At 69.0% G+C, this 16804-nt stretch carries 13 protein-coding genes; all 13 read right to left on the bottom strand.

Features of this window, described 5'->3' with window-relative positions; all coding sequences use genetic code 11:
• Positions 1–307 precede the first annotated feature (307 nt).
• Positions 308–958, bottom strand: coding sequence for a hypothetical protein (locus ACFW22_RS10175; RefSeq protein WP_386401248.1), 651 nt, complete (start codon positions 956–958; stop codon positions 308–310).
• A complete protein-coding gene (locus ACFW22_RS10170) occupies positions 955–3297 on the bottom strand; it encodes a hypothetical protein (RefSeq protein ID WP_386401246.1) in 2343 nt (780 codons plus the stop codon). The genes ACFW22_RS10175 and ACFW22_RS10170 overlap by 4 nt, the downstream gene beginning before the upstream one ends.
• A gap of 47 nt (positions 3298–3344) precedes the next feature.
• Positions 3345–3761, bottom strand: a complete 417-nt coding sequence (locus ACFW22_RS10165) for a hypothetical protein (RefSeq protein WP_386401245.1) — start codon at positions 3759–3761, stop codon at positions 3345–3347.
• Between the two features lie 45 nt (positions 3762–3806).
• Complete coding sequence (gene mycP, locus ACFW22_RS10160) at positions 3807–5048, bottom strand: type VII secretion-associated serine protease mycosin (RefSeq protein WP_386401243.1); 1242 nt, start codon at positions 5046–5048, stop codon at positions 3807–3809.
• A gap of 17 nt (positions 5049–5065) precedes the next feature.
• Positions 5066–6583 carry a hypothetical protein gene (locus tag ACFW22_RS10155; protein WP_386401241.1) on the bottom strand — a complete coding sequence of 506 codons (1518 nt, stop codon included), beginning with the start codon at positions 6581–6583 and terminating at the stop codon, positions 5066–5068.
• Between the two features lie 43 nt (positions 6584–6626).
• Entirely contained in the window at positions 6627–7106 is a 480-nt protein-coding gene (locus tag ACFW22_RS10150) for a hypothetical protein (protein WP_386401239.1), read from the bottom strand.
• Positions 7107–7227: 121 nt separating this feature from the next.
• Positions 7228–9552: a xanthine dehydrogenase family protein molybdopterin-binding subunit gene (locus ACFW22_RS10145; RefSeq protein ID WP_386401237.1), complete on the bottom strand. Its 2325-nt coding sequence runs from the start codon at positions 9550–9552 to the stop codon at positions 7228–7230.
• Positions 9549–11201 (bottom strand): 2Fe-2S iron-sulfur cluster-binding protein, encoded by a 1653-nt coding sequence (locus tag ACFW22_RS10140; protein WP_386401235.1) that lies wholly within the window; start codon positions 11199–11201, stop codon positions 9549–9551. Before ACFW22_RS10140 ends, ACFW22_RS10145 begins: the two co-directional genes overlap by 4 nt.
• Positions 11198–12073 carry an FAD binding domain-containing protein gene (locus tag ACFW22_RS10135; RefSeq protein ID WP_386401233.1) on the bottom strand — a complete coding sequence of 292 codons (876 nt, stop codon included), beginning with the start codon at positions 12071–12073 and terminating at the stop codon, positions 11198–11200. Before ACFW22_RS10135 ends, ACFW22_RS10140 begins: the two co-directional genes overlap by 4 nt.
• Positions 12074–12298: 225 nt before the next feature.
• Positions 12299–13942 (bottom strand): beta-N-acetylhexosaminidase, encoded by a 1644-nt coding sequence (locus tag ACFW22_RS10130; RefSeq protein ID WP_386401231.1) that lies wholly within the window; start codon positions 13940–13942, stop codon positions 12299–12301.
• Positions 13943–14390: 448 nt separating this feature from the next.
• Positions 14391–14678, bottom strand: a complete 288-nt coding sequence (locus ACFW22_RS10125) for a DUF3039 domain-containing protein (RefSeq protein WP_024761666.1) — start codon at positions 14676–14678, stop codon at positions 14391–14393.
• A 41-nt stretch (positions 14679–14719) separates the two neighbouring features.
• On the bottom strand, positions 14720–15898 hold the full coding sequence (locus ACFW22_RS10120; RefSeq protein ID WP_386401229.1) for an acyltransferase family protein: 1179 nt from the start codon (positions 15896–15898) through the stop codon (positions 14720–14722).
• A 178-nt stretch (positions 15899–16076) separates the two neighbouring features.
• A complete protein-coding gene (locus tag ACFW22_RS10115; protein WP_384872103.1) occupies positions 16077–16637 on the bottom strand; it encodes a YqgE/AlgH family protein in 561 nt (186 codons plus the stop codon).
• Positions 16638–16804: the final 167 nt, after the last annotated feature.

The following is a 16804-nucleotide window of genomic DNA, read 5'->3' as shown; positions in this document are numbered from 1 at the left end:
CAGCACCCTGCAGGACGTCCGCTTCCTGATCTCCGACTGGTACGAGGTCCTGGACGGGGCGGGCCCCGGCACCGTGAACTCCCCGGTTGTGGAGGGCACAACGGTATGGCTCCACGCCCCGACAACAGCTAGGTCCGGGTCGTACACAAGACCACCCGCGCCCATCTCTTCACCCTCAAGATGAAGCACGAGTGCTCCCACCAACTGGCCAGCGGCGGCAATCACGTCTTCATCATCCGCGGCGGCCGGATCGTGGCCATGCCGGTGTTCGGGGTGTGACAGAACTCCCGGGCCAAGCAACCACCCCTCAGGACCGGGGCACCTCAGCGGGCACCCTCTCCACCAGCCCGGTGCCCGTACACCCCAACGCGGCGGCAACGTGCCGGGCCGCCGCATTGGCGAGGGTGATCTGACCCTCCCTGATGCCTACACGGTCTGCCTCATTCTCGTCCGCCCGTTCCAACCCGGCTTCAATGACGATGCCATGGGCCGGTTCCTTCATCCGGCACATGAAGTAGATCGAGGCGTGGAGATCAGAGGAGGAGGCGAGTAGACCACTGGAGTAGAACGTCACGAATTCCTTGCCGGCATCATCTGAGGGAACGGCAAGAGCCTCCCGGACTGTGATGGTCAGGATGTTCTGCTCGCCAGGGGCCGCCTCCAAGACGCAGAACGGAACACCTTTCATGAAACTCTTCCCGCTCTGCGGCGTTTCCGTTGCCTTCCTCAGCTCGCCGAGGCCCCTATCCGGCTCCGACTGATCGCTCGTTAGCAAAACGCCCTTGCCCGCAATGGCCTCAAGCGCCGAAGCAGCAGCAGGTTCGGCGGCAAATCCTCCGCAGACCTCCGACGCTACTTGCCCTTTCTCTGCGACATCATCACCAGTAGAGCAGGCTGTCACCGACAGCGAGAGGAGGACCAGAGCCGCCCACACCCTTCGTGCACGGTTCGCCATCATGTGACCTTTCCGTCTTTTTCCTCATCGTAGGGATCAGGCAAGGAGTCGTCTCTGACATGCCCACGACTATCCTTCACATACTTGGTCAGTTCCTCCTCAAGATAATTCCTGTCATCCTTGCTCCAACCGGGAGCCCGCGCATAGGCTTGGCCTGGAATCAGCGCGTTCGCCTTACCGTCTGCCAGCGCCTTTTCCTTGAGGGAATCCGACTTTTCCTTGAGCATCTCGTCTTCCGAGTACTTCTCGGCAATGTCGTCAGCTTCCATTCCGATCAGCGTCGTAACAGCACCTCCGACGGTCTCTGCGGCCAATGGAACCAGGACACCGCCTGCACCACCAGTAAGGACGGCAATCCCGCCTGCTGCTGCCGCTCCGACTCCAAATTTGACCCACTCCGTCGTCCCTTCGACGGCTTTCTTATGCTCCTCGGAGTCGATTTGATACTGTTGATCGATCTGCCCCATTCGCGACTCATCGAAAAGACCGTGTGCTTCCGCGCCGACACGCATCGAAGTCTTGACATCGGTGATATCCAGTTCGCGCGCAACTCCAGAACCCGGCTTGGGCCCCACCTCGTCGAGGACGCTCGTGGTGTACACCGACTGAGCAGCCGACAACTGCGCATGGCCAGTTTCACTCTGCGCAACCGTGCCCAGGAAACTGACAGCATCTCCCCTATTGAAAAGCAGGGTTTCCTCAAACTCCTCGCCGAACCGAGGTTCACCCTTCTCGTTGGGTCTCGCCCCGAATGGTGAATCCGGCATCTCCCGAGTCGACGTCTCGTTCTCCTGCTCCAGAGAACGGTTGAATTCGTCTATGTAGGACGCGCTCATCTTGCCGAGGCTGTCGTCAATTCCCGGCTGCTGATGCATGTACTTGGGGTCGCTGCCGTACCGCTCGACGACCTTCTGCATAACCTCGGCGTTCTCCTTGGTCCGTACGTCCTTGAGACCTTCGGGATCAGCGTCGTACGGGTGACCGGTGGTCGCGGACTCCAGAGCGTGCCCCAGGGCGTTGTAGCCCGGCTCCTTGGACAGGTCACCCTTGTCGTTCAGCTCGTCAGGCCACTGGCGGTCCTTGGAGAAGTACTCGAACGGATCGAGCTTCTTGTTGTCCTTGCCGTTCTCCGGCGTGAGGTCAAGGTCACTGTTGAAAAAGTCAGTCGATGCCTTCGGGTTGTGCCCGAGCGCTTCCATGAAGCCGATCATCGGATCCTTGCCGACATCGCCGCCCTGCCAGTTCAGGTGACTCGGAGTACCACTCAGTTGCTGCCAGACCCGGTCGGCTGGCAGCCTTCCGTCATGCGTCATCTTCCGCTCGGCGATAACAAGTCCATTGCCGTAGTCCTTCAGGAACTTATCGTCGTAGTCACCGACGCGCATGAGGTTACTCATGACCTGGAAGCCGTACGGGCTGGTGCCGCGCGTCTGGATCGGCTCGCTGCCAGCCCTGATGACATCGGCCTTCCACTGTTCCATTTCAGGGCTCGCAGAATGGGTCGCGGTGGCGAGCGTCATACTCCAGTTCGTCTGGAGTTCCTTGAGCTTGTCACGGTGGTCGATACCGAGCCGAGAGCCGTCGCTGGGGTCGCCCATGTCGGCCCAGTACTCCATGCTCCCCTTCGGCCCGACCTCCAGGGCGAACTTCTCAGCGAAGTAGGGGTCCTTCCGATTGGCCTTGAAAAGGACGTTGAGCTTGTCGATCTCCTCCGGTGTGGCGTCGTCGCCTTTCTTGTACAGCTCGTAAGCGGCGTGCGCGTCCTCGGCGTCCTGGACCTTCGAGGCAGCCTTGAGGGAGTCGTACCTCGTGTCAGAGAAATTGTTCTTGTCCTTGCCGACCAGTCCGTGCAGAGCGCGTGAAGCCACGTCGTCGGCGTCGTTCGCCCGGTCGATCGCAGCCTTGACCGCCGACCGCATCGCCTCGAAGTCGGCGGGCTGAGGCTTGGGGCCGTCGTAGTCCTTGGAGCGGCTATCAGGCCGGATGAGGTAGCTGACGACACCTTCCTGGTCAATGCGCATGCCCTTGCCAGGCGCCTGCTCGACCAGCCTCTCCAGCTCGGTCTTCGCCGCCTGGAACTCGCTCTGCGCATCCCGCAGGATGTTGCGGATGCTGGTCGCCTCGGTCAGGGCGTCACCGAACTCCTTGGCGGTCTTACGGACGAACGCCTGCGTGATCCCGGCGTTCTCGCCCCTCCAGTCAGCCTTGTTCGCCTTGGCCTGGAGACCCGTCTCCGCCTTCTCCTTGGCCTTCTCCAGCTTGGACACCGTCTCGGACCAGACCGTGACCGCCTCCTTGAGACTGCCGAGCCGGGCGTGGAGGACTTGGTCGAACTTCAGCATCTGCTTCCCTCGTCGGCCGTCGCGATCACGTCGTCACCAGCTCCGGATCAGTTGAAGTGCTTGTCGATCGTGGATATGGAGAAGTTCGTCACCAGCACTTCCTCATGGTTCACATGGCTGATGACCGTGTCCTCAAGGTGGTTGTGAATGTGCGCGCAAGCGCTGAGGAGCGTCTCGGCCTGATCACGCCAGGTATCCCACATGGTCCACATGGCCGATCCGGTGAGGAATCCGTCGCCGTCGAGAATCTTGGACGCCGTGCCAGTCTGGGCACCCGCGTGGAAGGCGTCCCGTTCGAACCAGTGGAAGAGTTCCTGAGCCTCGTTGCCGATGGCCTTGAGCTCGGCGGACGTCACCTTGTAATCACTGGCGCCTCCGCCCGAACCGGCTTCCGGGGGGAGGCTATTGAGTCTCATCTCCGTCGCCTCGCTACGGATCTGGCTCCACTCGTCGTCAAACGACATTTTCTTCCCTGGGTGAGTTAGGAATGGCAGACGACGGGGGCGGGCTCAACCTCGCCGGGAACGGAGCACCGGGACGGCCACGGCAACGCCGATCAACACAGCCGCCCCGATCCCGAGCCTGATCCACAACCCCGCACCACCATCGCCACCCTCAGACGCCTGAGGAACAGCACCCGGAGCAGAGGAAGCAGACCCCTCCGACGACGGAACACCACCCTGCGACGGCTGCACCGAAGGCGACGAAGACTCAGGCTCGGCAAGGTCATCAATCGGCCGAACATCAGCCGGCCCCGGATCACCCGGAGTCTTCAACGCACGAAGCGGCCGAATGACCCCATAGCCGATGTAGCTGCTGCGCTCCTCCCCCTTTGCAGGCTTAGCCACAGTGTTGAGCAGGACCTTCAAAACCTGATTGTTGGTCCACTCAGGATGCTTCGACCACACCAACGCAGCCGCAGCCGACGCAAGCGCAGTGGCATCACTCGTACCGGTGCCCGTGCAGATGCCGGTGCCGATGCCACAGGCAGCAACCACGTCCTTGCCAGGAGCGGCTAGATCGACTTGGGGACCGTACTGGGACATCGGGATGCGCGTAGCCGTCTTGTCAACAGCTGCCACACCAACGACACCAGGGGTCGCCGCGGGATACATGAGGTGATTTCCCTTTTCAGCACTGTTACCCGCACCGGCAAAAACCAAGGCCCCCTTATTCAAGGCATACTTCACGGCGTCAGTGAGCTGTGAAGATCCTTCCGGTACAGCCTGCGAGATGTTGAGGACCTTGGCACCGGAGTCAACGGCAAAGCGGATGGCCTCGGGCACGACCCTGTTGAACTGTCGATTGGCTGCCGCCTGGCTCTTATTACCGCCGCCCGACCCCGGCACACGCACGGAGAGGATCTTGGCTCCCGGAGCAAGCCCGAAAGCCCCGTTACCGCCGTTTGCCTCGCCCGTTCCGGCAATAAGACCAGCCATGCCCGTACCGTGACCGGTGTAATCCGTGAACTCGTCGCCCTCTTCTTCCGAGGCGTAGTCCTTTCCTTGGAGGACCTGCCCCTTCAGGTCCGGATTCCCTCGGTCTACACCGCTGTCGATCACTGCGACGGTGACGCCCTTACCGGTGCTGAGCGCCCAGATCTCCTCGGCCCCCATGGCATCGAGATGCCACTGCTGGGCCCTGGTTCCCTCCGCCTGGGCGGGGACGGAAGCGATGCCCACCAGCAGCATCCCCAAGGCAGCCGAAGCAACGACCCGGACACGACTCCGACGAACACTGCTGGTACGCATCTGCTTCCTCGCACTGATCAATCGACTACGGGCGGTGCCACATGACGCCTGCCCTGCTGCCAGGTCTCCTCGTCCTCGACCAAATAGTCAGGACGCTCCCCACTCCGCTCCTCACGCCGTTCCTCAGACTTCGCGGACCCCCCACGCACCAGACCGGAACCACCGGGCGTAAACCCTCGCCCGGCACCACCAACGGCACCACCGGCACGCTGCGCCCTACCTCCTGCGACACCACCGGTCTCACCGGCAAGTCGGCGCCCACCACTGATGCCGCTCTGTCCGGACCCACCACCGATGCCGTGTCCGCCGCCCATGCCGTGGCCCCCGCCCATCGGGCCGCGCCCCATCGCCGCACGGTTCTGACCGCCCGGCTCCGCACCGATGACGGTGCTGCGCGGAATGCCGGTTGCCGGTCGACCCGTAGTGCTGGGAACCGCACGACCACCAGTAATGCCTTCCCTGGGCAAGGTGGTTCCCGCACGAACGCCACCGGCGGCCGAGCCCCGGGGAGTCCCCGTACCTCCGGCGACGGGCGGGGTGGTACCGAGGGCTCCCGGGCTGCCCTTCGTCGTGATCGGAGCAACTCCCGGAGTCGTCAGGAACGGAGGCGTACCCCCCTCCGGCCTGCCCGGCATGGGCGAGCCGCCGGACGGCTGCGTCGCCGGACCGGTCGTGGTCGGCTGCGGCAGCGTTCCGACACTGTCGATGCCAAGATCCACAGGAACCTCGGGCCTCACTGCGGGGCGGGGGACCTGCGTAGCTCCGGTCGGGTCGCCCGCGGGCAGCACCGTGGCCGAGCCGGGCACGGCTCGGGTACCAGGCTGGGTGTGTGCACCCTGCGCTCCTGAGCTCGTCTCCGTGCTTGTGGAGTGCCGTTCGCCCTGGGTTGTGCCGCTACTAGAACGGGAACCGACTTCGCCCTCGGCCTCCGGCACGAAAGCCCCCGGTGGCGGCGGGAACGTCGGCGGCACCATGTCCGTCATGCGGCGGCCGGACCAGTAGTACGTACTGGAGAGCTTCCGCATCTCGTCCGCGGCGGCCTGCTGGTTCTCCCTCTCCTTGGCCTCGATGGCCTGGAGCTCCTCGCTGGGGGACAAGGAGTTCCGCGCGTTGCGCGCGATGGTCGCCGAGTCGGGGTCGTTGTGGTACTTCTGCGCCGCCTCCAGGCTCGCCTTGGCCGCCTCGTGGGAGGTGTAGCGCGGAATGGCGCTCTTGGCGGAGGCGAGCGCCTGGGAGGCGTCGGCCATCTGCTGGGAGGCGTCGGCGCTGTACTTGCTGAGCGAGTACGTCGAGCTCACGACGTTCGCGGCCCATTCCGTGAACGCCTTCTCCGCCTCGCCCTGCCAATCGACGCGTCCCGTACGGTTCTTGAGCTGGCCGGCGATGCGCTCCAACTCCTCGGCCGCCGCCTTCAAACGGTCGCCGGCGTTCCTGATCGGGTACGTCTCGGCCTCGTCCAGCCACTCCAGCATCTTCTGGTGGGACATGGAGTGGAAGTCGGTCCCGCCACCCCTGCCGCCCTCTGCAGGCCTCATCTTCGCCTCTTCCCCGTGTCCCCGTCGTCCCGTCAGCGCCGCCTTACTTGAAGGTGGGCCCGTCCTCGGTGCTCTGGCTGCTCGTGTCTTCCCGGACGAGGCCCGCTTCCCGGTCGGCCCTCGTCTTGGCGTCCTCGGTCCGCTGGTGAATGTTGATCATCTTGCGCTTGGTGTCCTCGTCCAGTTGCTCGAAGCCGTCCTTGGAGCCGACGACCGCGATGCCGAGGCCCTCCAGGCAGTCCTGCAACAGGCTGGAGAGGTCGGTCAGTTGCTTGAGGACGGTGTTGTACGAGTCGTGCAGGCCGGTCGCTTCGATCCAGGCCGCACCGCCACCGCCGAGCTGACTGCGCGTCACCGGGTCCGACTTCATCTTGCCGTGGTCGGCCTCGGACGAAGTGAGCATCTCGATCAGCCCGTCGATGCTCGTCTTGAACTCCGCCATGGACTCGGAGTTGTAGCGAACGGCTTCCTTGCTCATGGCCCGCATGCCGAACGAGCCTCCCCCGTCCATGTAGGCTTCCACGCTCGTGTCCCTCCCCCGGTGAACCACCGTGCCGCGTGCGGCACGGTTCTAGAAGTCCACTGTAGTCAGGAGCGACGACAGTCCGCACCTCTGGATTGCACAAGCAACGGACATCACATGGTTACGAATTGGGTGCGGCAACGGCCGCCTGGGGGCGGATCGGGAGGCGGTTGACGGGGCGTCCTGTCGCCGCGCGTACTGCTGAAGCCACTGCGGCGGGTGAGGTGACGACGGGGACGGCGCTCGCCGCCTTGGCGCCGAAGGGGGCCACCACATCGCGTTCCTCGACGAGTTTCACGATGCGAATGTCCGGGGCGTCCAGGGATGTCGGAAGTGCATAGCCCGTCAGGTCGGGGTGCCGGATCAGACCACGGGCCGTGCGGAGGTTCTCCGTGAGGGCCGCGCCGACCCCTTGGGTGACACCGGCCTCGATGCGGGCGGCGAGTTGGGCGGGGTTGAGGACACGACCGACGTCCTGGGCGACGGCCATCTCCACGACGCGCACGGCGCCGAGTTCGATGTCGACGTCCACGACCGCACGGATCGCGCAGAACGCCAGGCCGACGAAGGCGTCGCCCTGCCCCGATTCGTCGAGGGGCTCGGTGGGGTGGGGGCGGCACTGGGCGGTGGCCCAGAGCTCCTTGCCGTCCATCGCCTCCATCACGGTCGTGGACAGGACCCCGTCGTACGAGGTGATCTTGCCGTCGGTGATCTGGAGCAGTTCGGTCGACATGCCGAACTTGTGGGCCAGCGGCTGGAGGAGCTGGGTGCGGACCATCTTCGCGGCCCGTTCCACCGCCCCGCCCGAGACCCAGGTGTGCCGACCGTGGGCCGCCGGGCCCGCCGGCGGCTGGTCGGTGTCGACGGGGGCCACGTGGACCTCGTCGATGCCGAGGGTCTCCTGGACGATCTGCCGGGCGAGCGTCGAGAAGCCCGAACCGGTGTCCACGGCCGAGCAGATGACCGTCGCCACCCCGTCCATGACCCGCACGGTCGCCGTCGAGACCTCGTCGGTGCCCTCCGCGCCCAGCATGTGCACCATGCCGAGCGCATAGCCCACGCCACGGCGCACCGCGCCCGGCTCGCCCGCGCCTTCGGGGCCGCCGGGCAGCAGCCAATCGTCCTCGGGGCTGTCCTTGGGAAGGGCGGGGAGCGGGAAGTCCCTCACCGCAGAGAGCAGTTCGGCCACCGGGGCCGGGCAGGTGACGGTCTGTCCGGTGGGCAGGATGTCACCGGTCGCCATGACGTTCCGCATGCGCAACTCGGTCGGGTCCACGCCCAGTTTGGCGGCCAGCTTGTCCATCTGGGCCTCATAGGCGGCGCACACCTGCATCGCGCCCTCGCCCCGGACGTGGCCGGACGGGGGGTTGTTGGTGCGGACGGCCCAGCCCTCGACGAAGGCGTGCGGGACGACGTACGGGCCGCAGGCGAAGGCCACGGCCGCGGCGAGGGACTCGGACGAGGAGTCCGCGTAGGCGCCCGCGTCGAGCAGGATCTGCGCCTCCACCTTGACCAAGCGCCCTTCGGTGTCCGCGTGGTGGCGGTACCTCAGCAGGGTGGGGTGGCGGTGGGCGTGGCCGAGGAAGGACTCCTCGCGCGTAGCGGTGAGCTTGACCGGGCAGCCGGTGCGCAGGGCGAGCAGGCCAAGCGGGATCTGGAAGCCGGGGTCCTCTCGGTCGCCGGTGGCCCCGGGAACACCGGTGACGACCAGCTTGACCTGCTCGGGCGCCAGGCCGAAGCAGGCGGCGGCCAGGTCGCGGTCGGTGTGCGGGTCGGTCGACGCGGTGTAGATCTCCACCCCGCCGTCCGGGCGCGGCACGGCGAGGCCGGCCTCGGCGCCGATGGGCGCCGGGTCCTGGCGTCCGATCCGGTACAGGCCCTCGACGATGACCTCGCCGGTCGCCTCGGGGTCGCCGAAGTGCAGCGGGATGTGCCGGATCAGGTTTCCGTCGGGGTGCAGCGCCTCGGCTTCGAAGGCCTTCTCCGGGTCCGTCACCGGTTCGAGCAGTTCGTACTCGACGGCGATCGCCGCGGCGGCGAGCCGGGCGGTGTCCGGGTGGTCCGCCGCGACGGCGGCGAGGGCCTCTCCGTGGTGCCGGACCAGGTCCGCGGCGAAGACGGGGCGGTCGGCGACCCGGCGGCCGTACGTCGCTGCGCCCGGCACGTCGGCGGCCGTGACCACGGTCCGTACGCCGGGCATGGCTGCGGCGGCCGTGGTGTCGATCGACACGATCCGGGCGTGCGGGTGCGGGGAGCGCAGGATCGCGGCCCAGAGAAGCCCTTCGGCCCACAGGTCGGAGGCGTACGGGAAGGTTCCCTCGGCCTTCGCCCGCGCCGTGGCTTGCGGGAGCGAGGTGCCGAGGCCGTGGGCGGCCGGTTCCTGGCCGGGGACTCCGGGAGCGGCGTCCGACGTCGTGGGAGCCGCGGTGGTCGCGTCGCTGCTCACGCCATGCCTCCGTCGTGCGGGTGGGGGATCTGCTGCGGGACACGGGGCGCGTCGGCGTTCTCGGGCGCGGTGGCCGTGGCGGTGGCCTCGCGTTCGGCGACGACGTCCCGGACGGCTTGGAGCACGCCCCGGTAGCCCGAACAACGGCAGAGGTTGCCGGCGAGGGCCTGGCGGGCCTCCAGTTCCGTGGGGGCGTGGTTGCCCTCCAGGAGGTCGTGCACGGTCATGCACATGCCGGGGATGCAGAAGCCGCACTGGACGGTGCCGCACCGGGCCATCGCACGCTGTACGTCGGAGGGCTCGCCGTCGGTCGCGAGGCCCTCGACCGTCCGCACCTCGCTCCCGGCGGTGGTCGCCGCCGGCACCAGGCAGGACGCGACGAGCCGGCCGTCGACCTGCACGGTGCAGGCCCCGCACTCCCCCTGCGAGCAGCCGTCCTTGGCCCCGGCCAGGCCGAGGCGCTCGCGCAGGACGTAGAGCAGCGATTCGCCGATCCAGGAACCGGTGACGGGCCGGTCGGCCCCGTTGACCCGCAGCGTGTACGAGACGTGCGGGTGTTCGTCGCTGTCGGTGGAGGCGTCGCCCGCCGCGGCGGGCTCGGGAACCACCGCGTCGGATGTCCCCGGGGCCTCCACCACGACCGGGGCGTCCGGAAGGTCGGGAACGGCCGGGGGGGCCGGAAGAACCAGAGCCTCGGAGACGACAGGGGCGTCGGAGGCAACAGGGGCGTCCGGGGTGGCCGGGGGCTCCTCGTCGGCCGCCAGCTCCGGTACGGCCCGGTCCATGGGCTCGGGCTCCGGCTGCTCCTCCGTGTTCGGCTCCACGGGCCCGAAGTCCGGGGAGGCCTCCGGGGCTTCCGGCGCCCCGGAGGGCTCCAGGAGCTCGGGCGCCTCGGGAGCCTCTGCCGCCTCAGGAACCTCGGGCGCCTTCGCGGCGGGCTCCTCCGGGAGGGCCCAGGGCGCGGGAGCACCGCCCGGCAGGGTTGCGCCGGCTCCGGCGTGGGCCGGGGGCTCCTCCGGTGCGGCCGGAATCTGCCACTGGCCGGTGGCGCCGGGGTCGGCTGCGGGCGCCGCCGCCTCCTCGAAGCGCCACTCGGCCGTCGCGTTCGGGTCGTGCTCGACGTGCTCGACGTGCTCGACGTGCTCGACGTGCTCGACCGCCTGCTCGACGTATGCGGGCGGCTGGAAGTGCTCCGTCTCCGGGTGGGCGCCCTCCGGGAACGAGCCGTCCGGGTAGGCACCGTCCCGGAACGAACCCTCCGCATACGAACCGTCCGCGTACGAACCGTCCGCGTACGAACCGCCCGCGTACGAACCGTCGTGGGCCGAACCGACCGGGTGGGAACCGCCCGGGTACGCCCCGCTCTGATCGCCGTACGGGCTCCCCTCGTAGTACGGCGTCTGCTGCGCCTCCGTCGGGGTGTGCACCGTCCAGCTGCCCGTTGCCGCCGGGGCGGGAGGCGGGTTCAGGGGCTGGAGCGGGGTGATCATCGGCGGTACGTAGCCGTGGCCCGGTGCCTCCAGCGGGACGCCGTCCAGCATGAAGTCGGGCGGCAACTGGACGAAGGCCGTCGCATCGCCGTCGTACCCCTCGCTCTGGGGGATCGGCTCCCAGCCGCCGGGGTTCTGCTGCTGATCGTTGTTGCTCACGAGAGTGCCCTCCCCAATGCCCGTCGGGCGAGTGCGGCGACCGTGCGCCGCAGGTGCAGTACGGCCGGGGGCAACGGTGCGTCGCCCTGCGGGTCCGGGATGCAGGCGGCGGCGACGTACTCGCCGAACGCCGCGAGCGCTTCCGGTGCGAGCCCCCGGTCGTTGTCCCAGTCCACCAGCGAGGCGATCCAGCGCTCCGCCTCAAGGGGGCGCAGCGGCATGGGCGCGACGGCGCCGACCGCGCAGCGCACGCCCCGGCGGGCCGGGTCGAGGACCACGGCGACGGAGGCGGTGGCGCGGGCCGGGCCGGTGCGGCCGGTGGCCTTCAGGAAGACCTGGGGGGCGTGGAGCAGGGGCACCCGGACGAAGCCGACGAGCTCACCGGGGGCCAGGAGGTCGCGGCCCGCGAGGAGGTGGGACACGGGGATCTCGCGGCTGCCGAGCGGCCCGAAGACGACGAGGTCGGCTTCCAGGGCGGCGAGGACGGGCAGCGAGTCGCCGGTGGGGGCGGCGGTGACGACGTTGCCGCCGAGGGTCCCGGCGTTGCGGACCTGGGGCGGTCCGGCGGCACGGGCGGCGGCGGCGAGGGCCGGGATGAGGGCGGCGAAGTCGGGGCGGCCCATCCTGGAGTGGGTGAGGCCCGCGCCGAGGAGGGCGTGTCCGTCCTGGTACTGCCAGCCGCGGATCTCGTTGATGCGGCCCAGGCCGACGAGTCCGGCGGGGCGGAGCTGGCCCTTGTTGACGGCGGCCATGAGGTCGGTGCCACCGGCGACGGGTACGGCGGCGGGCATGGCCGTGAGCGCCGCCACGGCCTCGTCGAGCGAGGCGGGCAGCGTCACGGACTGCGCCGTCTGTGGTGCGTGCGTGGTCAACCCGCTGCCCCTTCCCGGTGTCCCGGTGGTCCCCGACTGTGCCCGGTGGTCGCGCCTGCGTGTGGGCGTACCGTACGTGCTCACACTCCGGACGTGGCAACTCTGGCACATCTTCCGAGGAGTCCGGTGCGAGGGTCCGTGAAGGACCGCTCGGTCCCGGACGTCCCGGGGGTGACGGTAACTCCCCTTTCGACGCTCTTGGGTGAACCGGGGACGTCGGGTCCCTCACACGTTCGGGGGCGCTCCCTCCAGGGGCCTGCCGAGGACCCCGGGGCGCCGTTGCCAGGGCCGGGGGCCGGTGGGCGGCCGGTAGTCGACTCCGAGGGCGTCCAGGCGCCGGTAGTGGGCGCGCATGCGGCGCTCGAAGTCGGCGTGGTCGCGCGCCTCGGGCGCGGGGAGCGCGGACCAGGCGACCTCGGCGAAGGCGGCGAGGCGCGGGAAGACCTGGTAGTCGACGCGGGAGCGGTTCTCCATCACCTCGGTCCAGACGTTGGCCTGGGTGCCCAGGACGTGGGCGGCGGCCTCCGGCGCGAGGCCGGGCGGAACGGGTTCGAAGCGGTAGACGTCCTCCAGGGTGCGGACGTAGCCGATCGGAACCGGCTCGTCCTCGCCCGGCGCCTGGCGGTGGTCGAGGTAGACGTGCTGCTCGGGGCACATGACGACGTCGTGGCCGGCCTCGGCCGCGGCGATGCCGCCCGCGTATCCGCGCCAGGAGGACACGGCGGCGCCCTCGGCGAGGCCGCCCTCCAGGATCTCGTCCCACCCGATGAGGCGGCGGCCCCGGGCGGCGAGCCAGCGGTCGAAGTGGCGGATGAACCAGGACTGGAGCTCGTCCTCGTCGGCGAGTCCCAGCTCGTGGATGCGAGCCTGGGCGGCCGGGGACGCCTCCCACTGGTCCTTGGGGCACTCGTCGCCGCCGACGTGGACGAAGGGGGACGGGAAGAGGTCGAGGACTTCCTCGAAGACGCCCTCGTAGAAGCGGAGGACGGCTTCGGTCGGGGCGAGGACGTTCGGGTTGACCCCCCAGGTGTCCCAGACGGTGAGCGCCGCGGTGTCGACGACGTCGGCGTTGCCGAGTTCGGGGTAGGCGGCGATGGCCGCCTGCGCGTGGCCGGGGAGGTCGATCTCGGGGACGACGGTGACGTGCCGGTCGGCGGCGTAGGCGACGATCTCGCGGATGTCGTCGTGGGTGTAGAACCCGCCGTGCGGGGTCTCGGTCCAGAGCGGCGAGGCCCGGTGCCCCCACTTGGTGCGGGCCCTTCGGGCGCCCACCCCGGTGAGTCGGGGGTGGCGCTCGATCTCGATGCGCCAGCCCTGGTCGTCGGTGAGGTGGAGGTGGAGGACGTTGAGCTTGTGGGCGGCGAGGAGGTCCAGGTAGCGCAGGACGTCGTCCTTGGGCATGAAGTGCCGGGACACGTCGAGCAGCAGCCCGCGCCAGCCGAAGCGGGGGGCGTCCTCGATCGTCCGGGCCGCCAGGGCCACGGGAGGTCCGTTCCGCGTCGGCGCCTTCCGGAAGGCTTCGGGGCCGAGGAGTTGGCGCAGGGTCTGGGCGCCCCAGAACACCCCAGCGGGACCGCCTCCGGTGATCTCGACGGCCCGGTCGGCGAGGACGTCGAGCCGGTACGCCTCGGGGGCGAGCGTCCCGTCGAGGCGGAGCCGGATGCCGGGGGCGTCGTCCCCGTCGACCGGTGTCCGGAGCGGGAGCGCGAAGGCGGCGCCGAGGGTGGTGCGCAGCCAGCGTTCGGTGGTCTCGGTGCCGGGGGCCGCGCTCAGGGTGGTCCGGTGGTCGAGGGGGAAACCGCCGCGGTGCGGTCCCCCGGTCCGTACGGGCATCGGGATCAGGTCGTGGTCGGGGGTCTCTGAGGTCATCGCGTCGGTCCTTCACCGCTCCGCCGGGGCCCGGGGCCGGGCGGAGCCGTACGAGTGCGGAGAAGACGAACACTCGGATCGTCATCGCGGTCGGCCCGGCAGGCGGGCGGCGGCCCGGGTGGTGCCGCGGGTGGTGCCGCGGGCGGCGGCCCGGATGGCGCTGCGGGCGGGCCGTCCCGTGGCGCTCCCTTCGAAGCAGGTGCGTTGCATCCTGTGCAACGATCGTTTCGCAGGACACAACACGACTGAGGTTAGGTGCGCCCGGGGCGGGACGACAAGGGGTCCCGCCGCCCCGACCGCTCCGCGGTCGACGGAAGCGGGCCGCGCGACGGCCGCGCGGCCGGGAAGCGTTCCGCACCACGCGAAGCGGCCCCCGTCGCGCGCGTACCGGAGTACGCACGACGGGGGCCGCCAAAGGCTCGTCCCGACCGCCGGGGGCCGTGCGGTGCTACTTGTCCTTGCCGCCCTTGTCCTTGTCGCCGCCACCGGCGCCCATGGATTCGTAGATCTCCTTGCACATCGGGCAGACCGGGTACTTCTTGGGGTCGCGCCCCGGTACCCAGACCTTGCCGCACAGCGCCACGACGGGCGTGCCGTCGAGGGCGCTCGCCATGATCTTGTCCTTCTGGACGTAATGGGCGTAGCGCTCGTGGTCGCCGTCACCGTGGGACACCTGCGGCGTCGGCTCAACGAGGGTTCCCGTACCTGCCCCGCGCTCGGGCTCGAGAGTGCTCATGGGACCCAAGGGTACTCACGTCGACCGCGGTGCCGGAGCGGTCACCGCTCCACCGGGGCGGTGCGGCGCCAGCGAGCCGGGATCCGCTTCACCAGCCAACGGTTGGCGGGCTCCTCGACGAAGCGGTAGAGCGCCCACGACATGGCGAGGATGACCAGGCCCATGCCCAACATGCTGAAGAGGGCGGAGTCCTTGTCCGGGATGCGTCCCCACTCGTAGGTGGCGTAGCGGCTGACCGCGTGGTGCAGCAGGTAGAAGCTGTAGGACCAGACACCGAGCAGGATCAGCGGCTTGGCGTTGAGCAGGCCTCGGTGTCCGGCGATCTCGCGCTGCACGAAGGCGATGATGACGAGCGCGGCAATGACGGCGAGCGTCGGGCGCAGCGTGTACTCCAGCTGCGCGTCGTAGGCGTCGGAGAGCCGGGCGCGCAGCTGGAAGTAGCCGTAGACGTAGACGGCGAGCAGCGCCAGCGGCACGAAGGGGCGCAGCGGGACCCGCATGCCGCGGCGGATCAGCAGCGCGACGGTCATGCCGAGCAGGAACTGCGGCAGGTACACGACCGGGTGGCGCATGATCCAGCGGGAGGCCGAGGGGTCGAAGGTCTCGAACGCCCACCAGTTGACCGCCCACATGCCGATGAGCCCGAGGACCGTGAGCGTGACGAGCAGCGGGGTCCGCATCCGCACGACGTAGCGCGCGAGCAAGGGGAACAGGGCGTAGAAGAGGATTTCCACGCTGAGGGTCCACGTCACCGGGTTGCCGGGCAGCGTGGGAGAGGCTCCCGGCAGCCAGTTCTGCACGAGGAAGATCGAGGCGATGAAGGACTTCCACTCCACGGCCACGTGCGCCCGCTCGTAGAACACGTAGTAAGCGAGGACGGCGGCGACCAGGGTCGCCGGCCAGATGCGTGCCACGCGGCGCCAGTAGAAGGCGATCGGGTGCTCGTGGGGCTTGTACACCCAGGTCAGCAGGAAGCCCGAGAGGACGAAGAAGAAGGTGACGCCGTGGGCGCCCATCTCCGAGTACGGGAAGATCGACGGGGCCCGGCCGTAGCCCGTCTTGCCGCCCAACCCCGTGAAGTGGTGAGCGAAGACGGCGAAGGCCGCGAAGAACCTCAGACTCGTCAGGGAGTCCAGACGGGCGGGCAGCGCGGTTCCGACGGATTCGACGGGCACCCAGTTCGAGACCCGGTGGTTCCGGGTGGCGGTTATGACAGGCACGTGGTCATCTCTTGATCGTCTGGGCGCATGGACACGCCACACGGGATCGGGAAAGTCGGATCATCGTACGCATCCCGCCCTCGCCCGAACAGACGTGCACCCCTTTGCCGCCGCGCGAGCCCCCGGTGAACTTCCGGTGAAGCCCCGCCTCCCGCCCGGGCCGTCCCGCCCTCCGGGGTCAGTTCAGGGACGGGTCGTCCGGGTACGTCGCGATCATCGCGAGTTCACCGCGCTGGCGCCGCAGCACCTGTCGCCAGAGCGTCTCGGGGTGCGGCGAGGAGACGTCGCCGGGCTCCGACTCGACCACGTACCAGGCGCCGTCGCCGAGTTCGGACTCCAACTGCCCGGGGCCCCACCCCGCGTACCCGGCGAAGATCCGCAGCGAGCCGAGCGCGGGTCCGAGCAGTTCGGGCGGGGTCTCCAGGTCGACCAGGCCGATCGCGCCGTACACCCGCCGCCAGCCGAGGGGACCCTCGTCACCGGGGATCACGGCGATGCCGAGGGCCGCGTCGAGCGAGACGGGGCCGCCCTGGAAGACGACGCCGGGCTCGCCGGCGAGGGCGGCCCAGGGAGCGAGGATGTCACCGACGGTGACCGGCGTGGGCCGGTTGAGGACGACCCCGAGCGACCCCTCGTCGTCGTGGTCGAGCAGCAGGACGACCGCGCGGTCGAAGTTCGGGTCCGCCAGCGCGGGGGTGGCGACGAGCAGCCGCCCTGTGAGCGAGGACACCTCGGTCATGCGACACATGATCCCGCATCTTCGGCGTTCGCGTGGGTCGTCGGCGACGATCTCGCGGAGCCCGGGGAGCTCCGCAGTTCAGCGGGACGGGAGCGCGGGGCCGAAGGCCTCCGCGAGGACAACCGGACGGTGACACTCCGCAAGGTTGCAGCAGCAGAGGGTGTTGT

The organism is Streptomyces sp. NPDC058872 (genome assembly GCF_042743065.1).
Taxonomy (GTDB): Bacteria; Actinomycetota; Actinomycetes; order Streptomycetales; family Streptomycetaceae; genus Streptomyces.
This window is presented reverse-complemented; position numbering and strand designations above follow the sequence as displayed.

Bases quoted from the DNA above. Each gene is read 5' to 3' on its own strand.
- ACFW22_RS10165 (WP_386401245.1), bottom strand. From the start codon at position 3,761: ATGTCGTTTGACGACGAGTGGAGCCAGATCCGTAGCGAGGCGACGGAG.
- mycP (WP_386401243.1), bottom strand. From the start codon at position 5,048: ATGCGTACCAGCAGTGTTCGTCGGAGTCGTGTCCGGGTCGTTGCTTCG.
- ACFW22_RS10170 (WP_386401246.1), bottom strand. From the start codon at position 3,297: ATGCTGAAGTTCGACCAAGTCCTCCACGCCCGGCTCGGCAGTCTCAAG.
- ACFW22_RS10130 (WP_386401231.1), bottom strand. From the start codon at position 13,942: ATGACCTCAGAGACCCCCGACCACGACCTGATCCCGATGCCCGTACGG.
- ACFW22_RS10175 (WP_386401248.1), bottom strand. From the start codon at position 958: ATGATGGCGAACCGTGCACGAAGGGTGTGGGCGGCTCTGGTCCTCCTC.
- ACFW22_RS10125 (WP_024761666.1), bottom strand. From the start codon at position 14,678: ATGAGCACTCTCGAGCCCGAGCGCGGGGCAGGTACGGGAACCCTCGTT.
- ACFW22_RS10155 (WP_386401241.1), bottom strand. From the start codon at position 6,583: ATGAGGCCTGCAGAGGGCGGCAGGGGTGGCGGGACCGACTTCCACTCC.
- ACFW22_RS10115 (WP_384872103.1), bottom strand. From the start codon at position 16,637: ATGACCGAGGTGTCCTCGCTCACAGGGCGGCTGCTCGTCGCCACCCCC.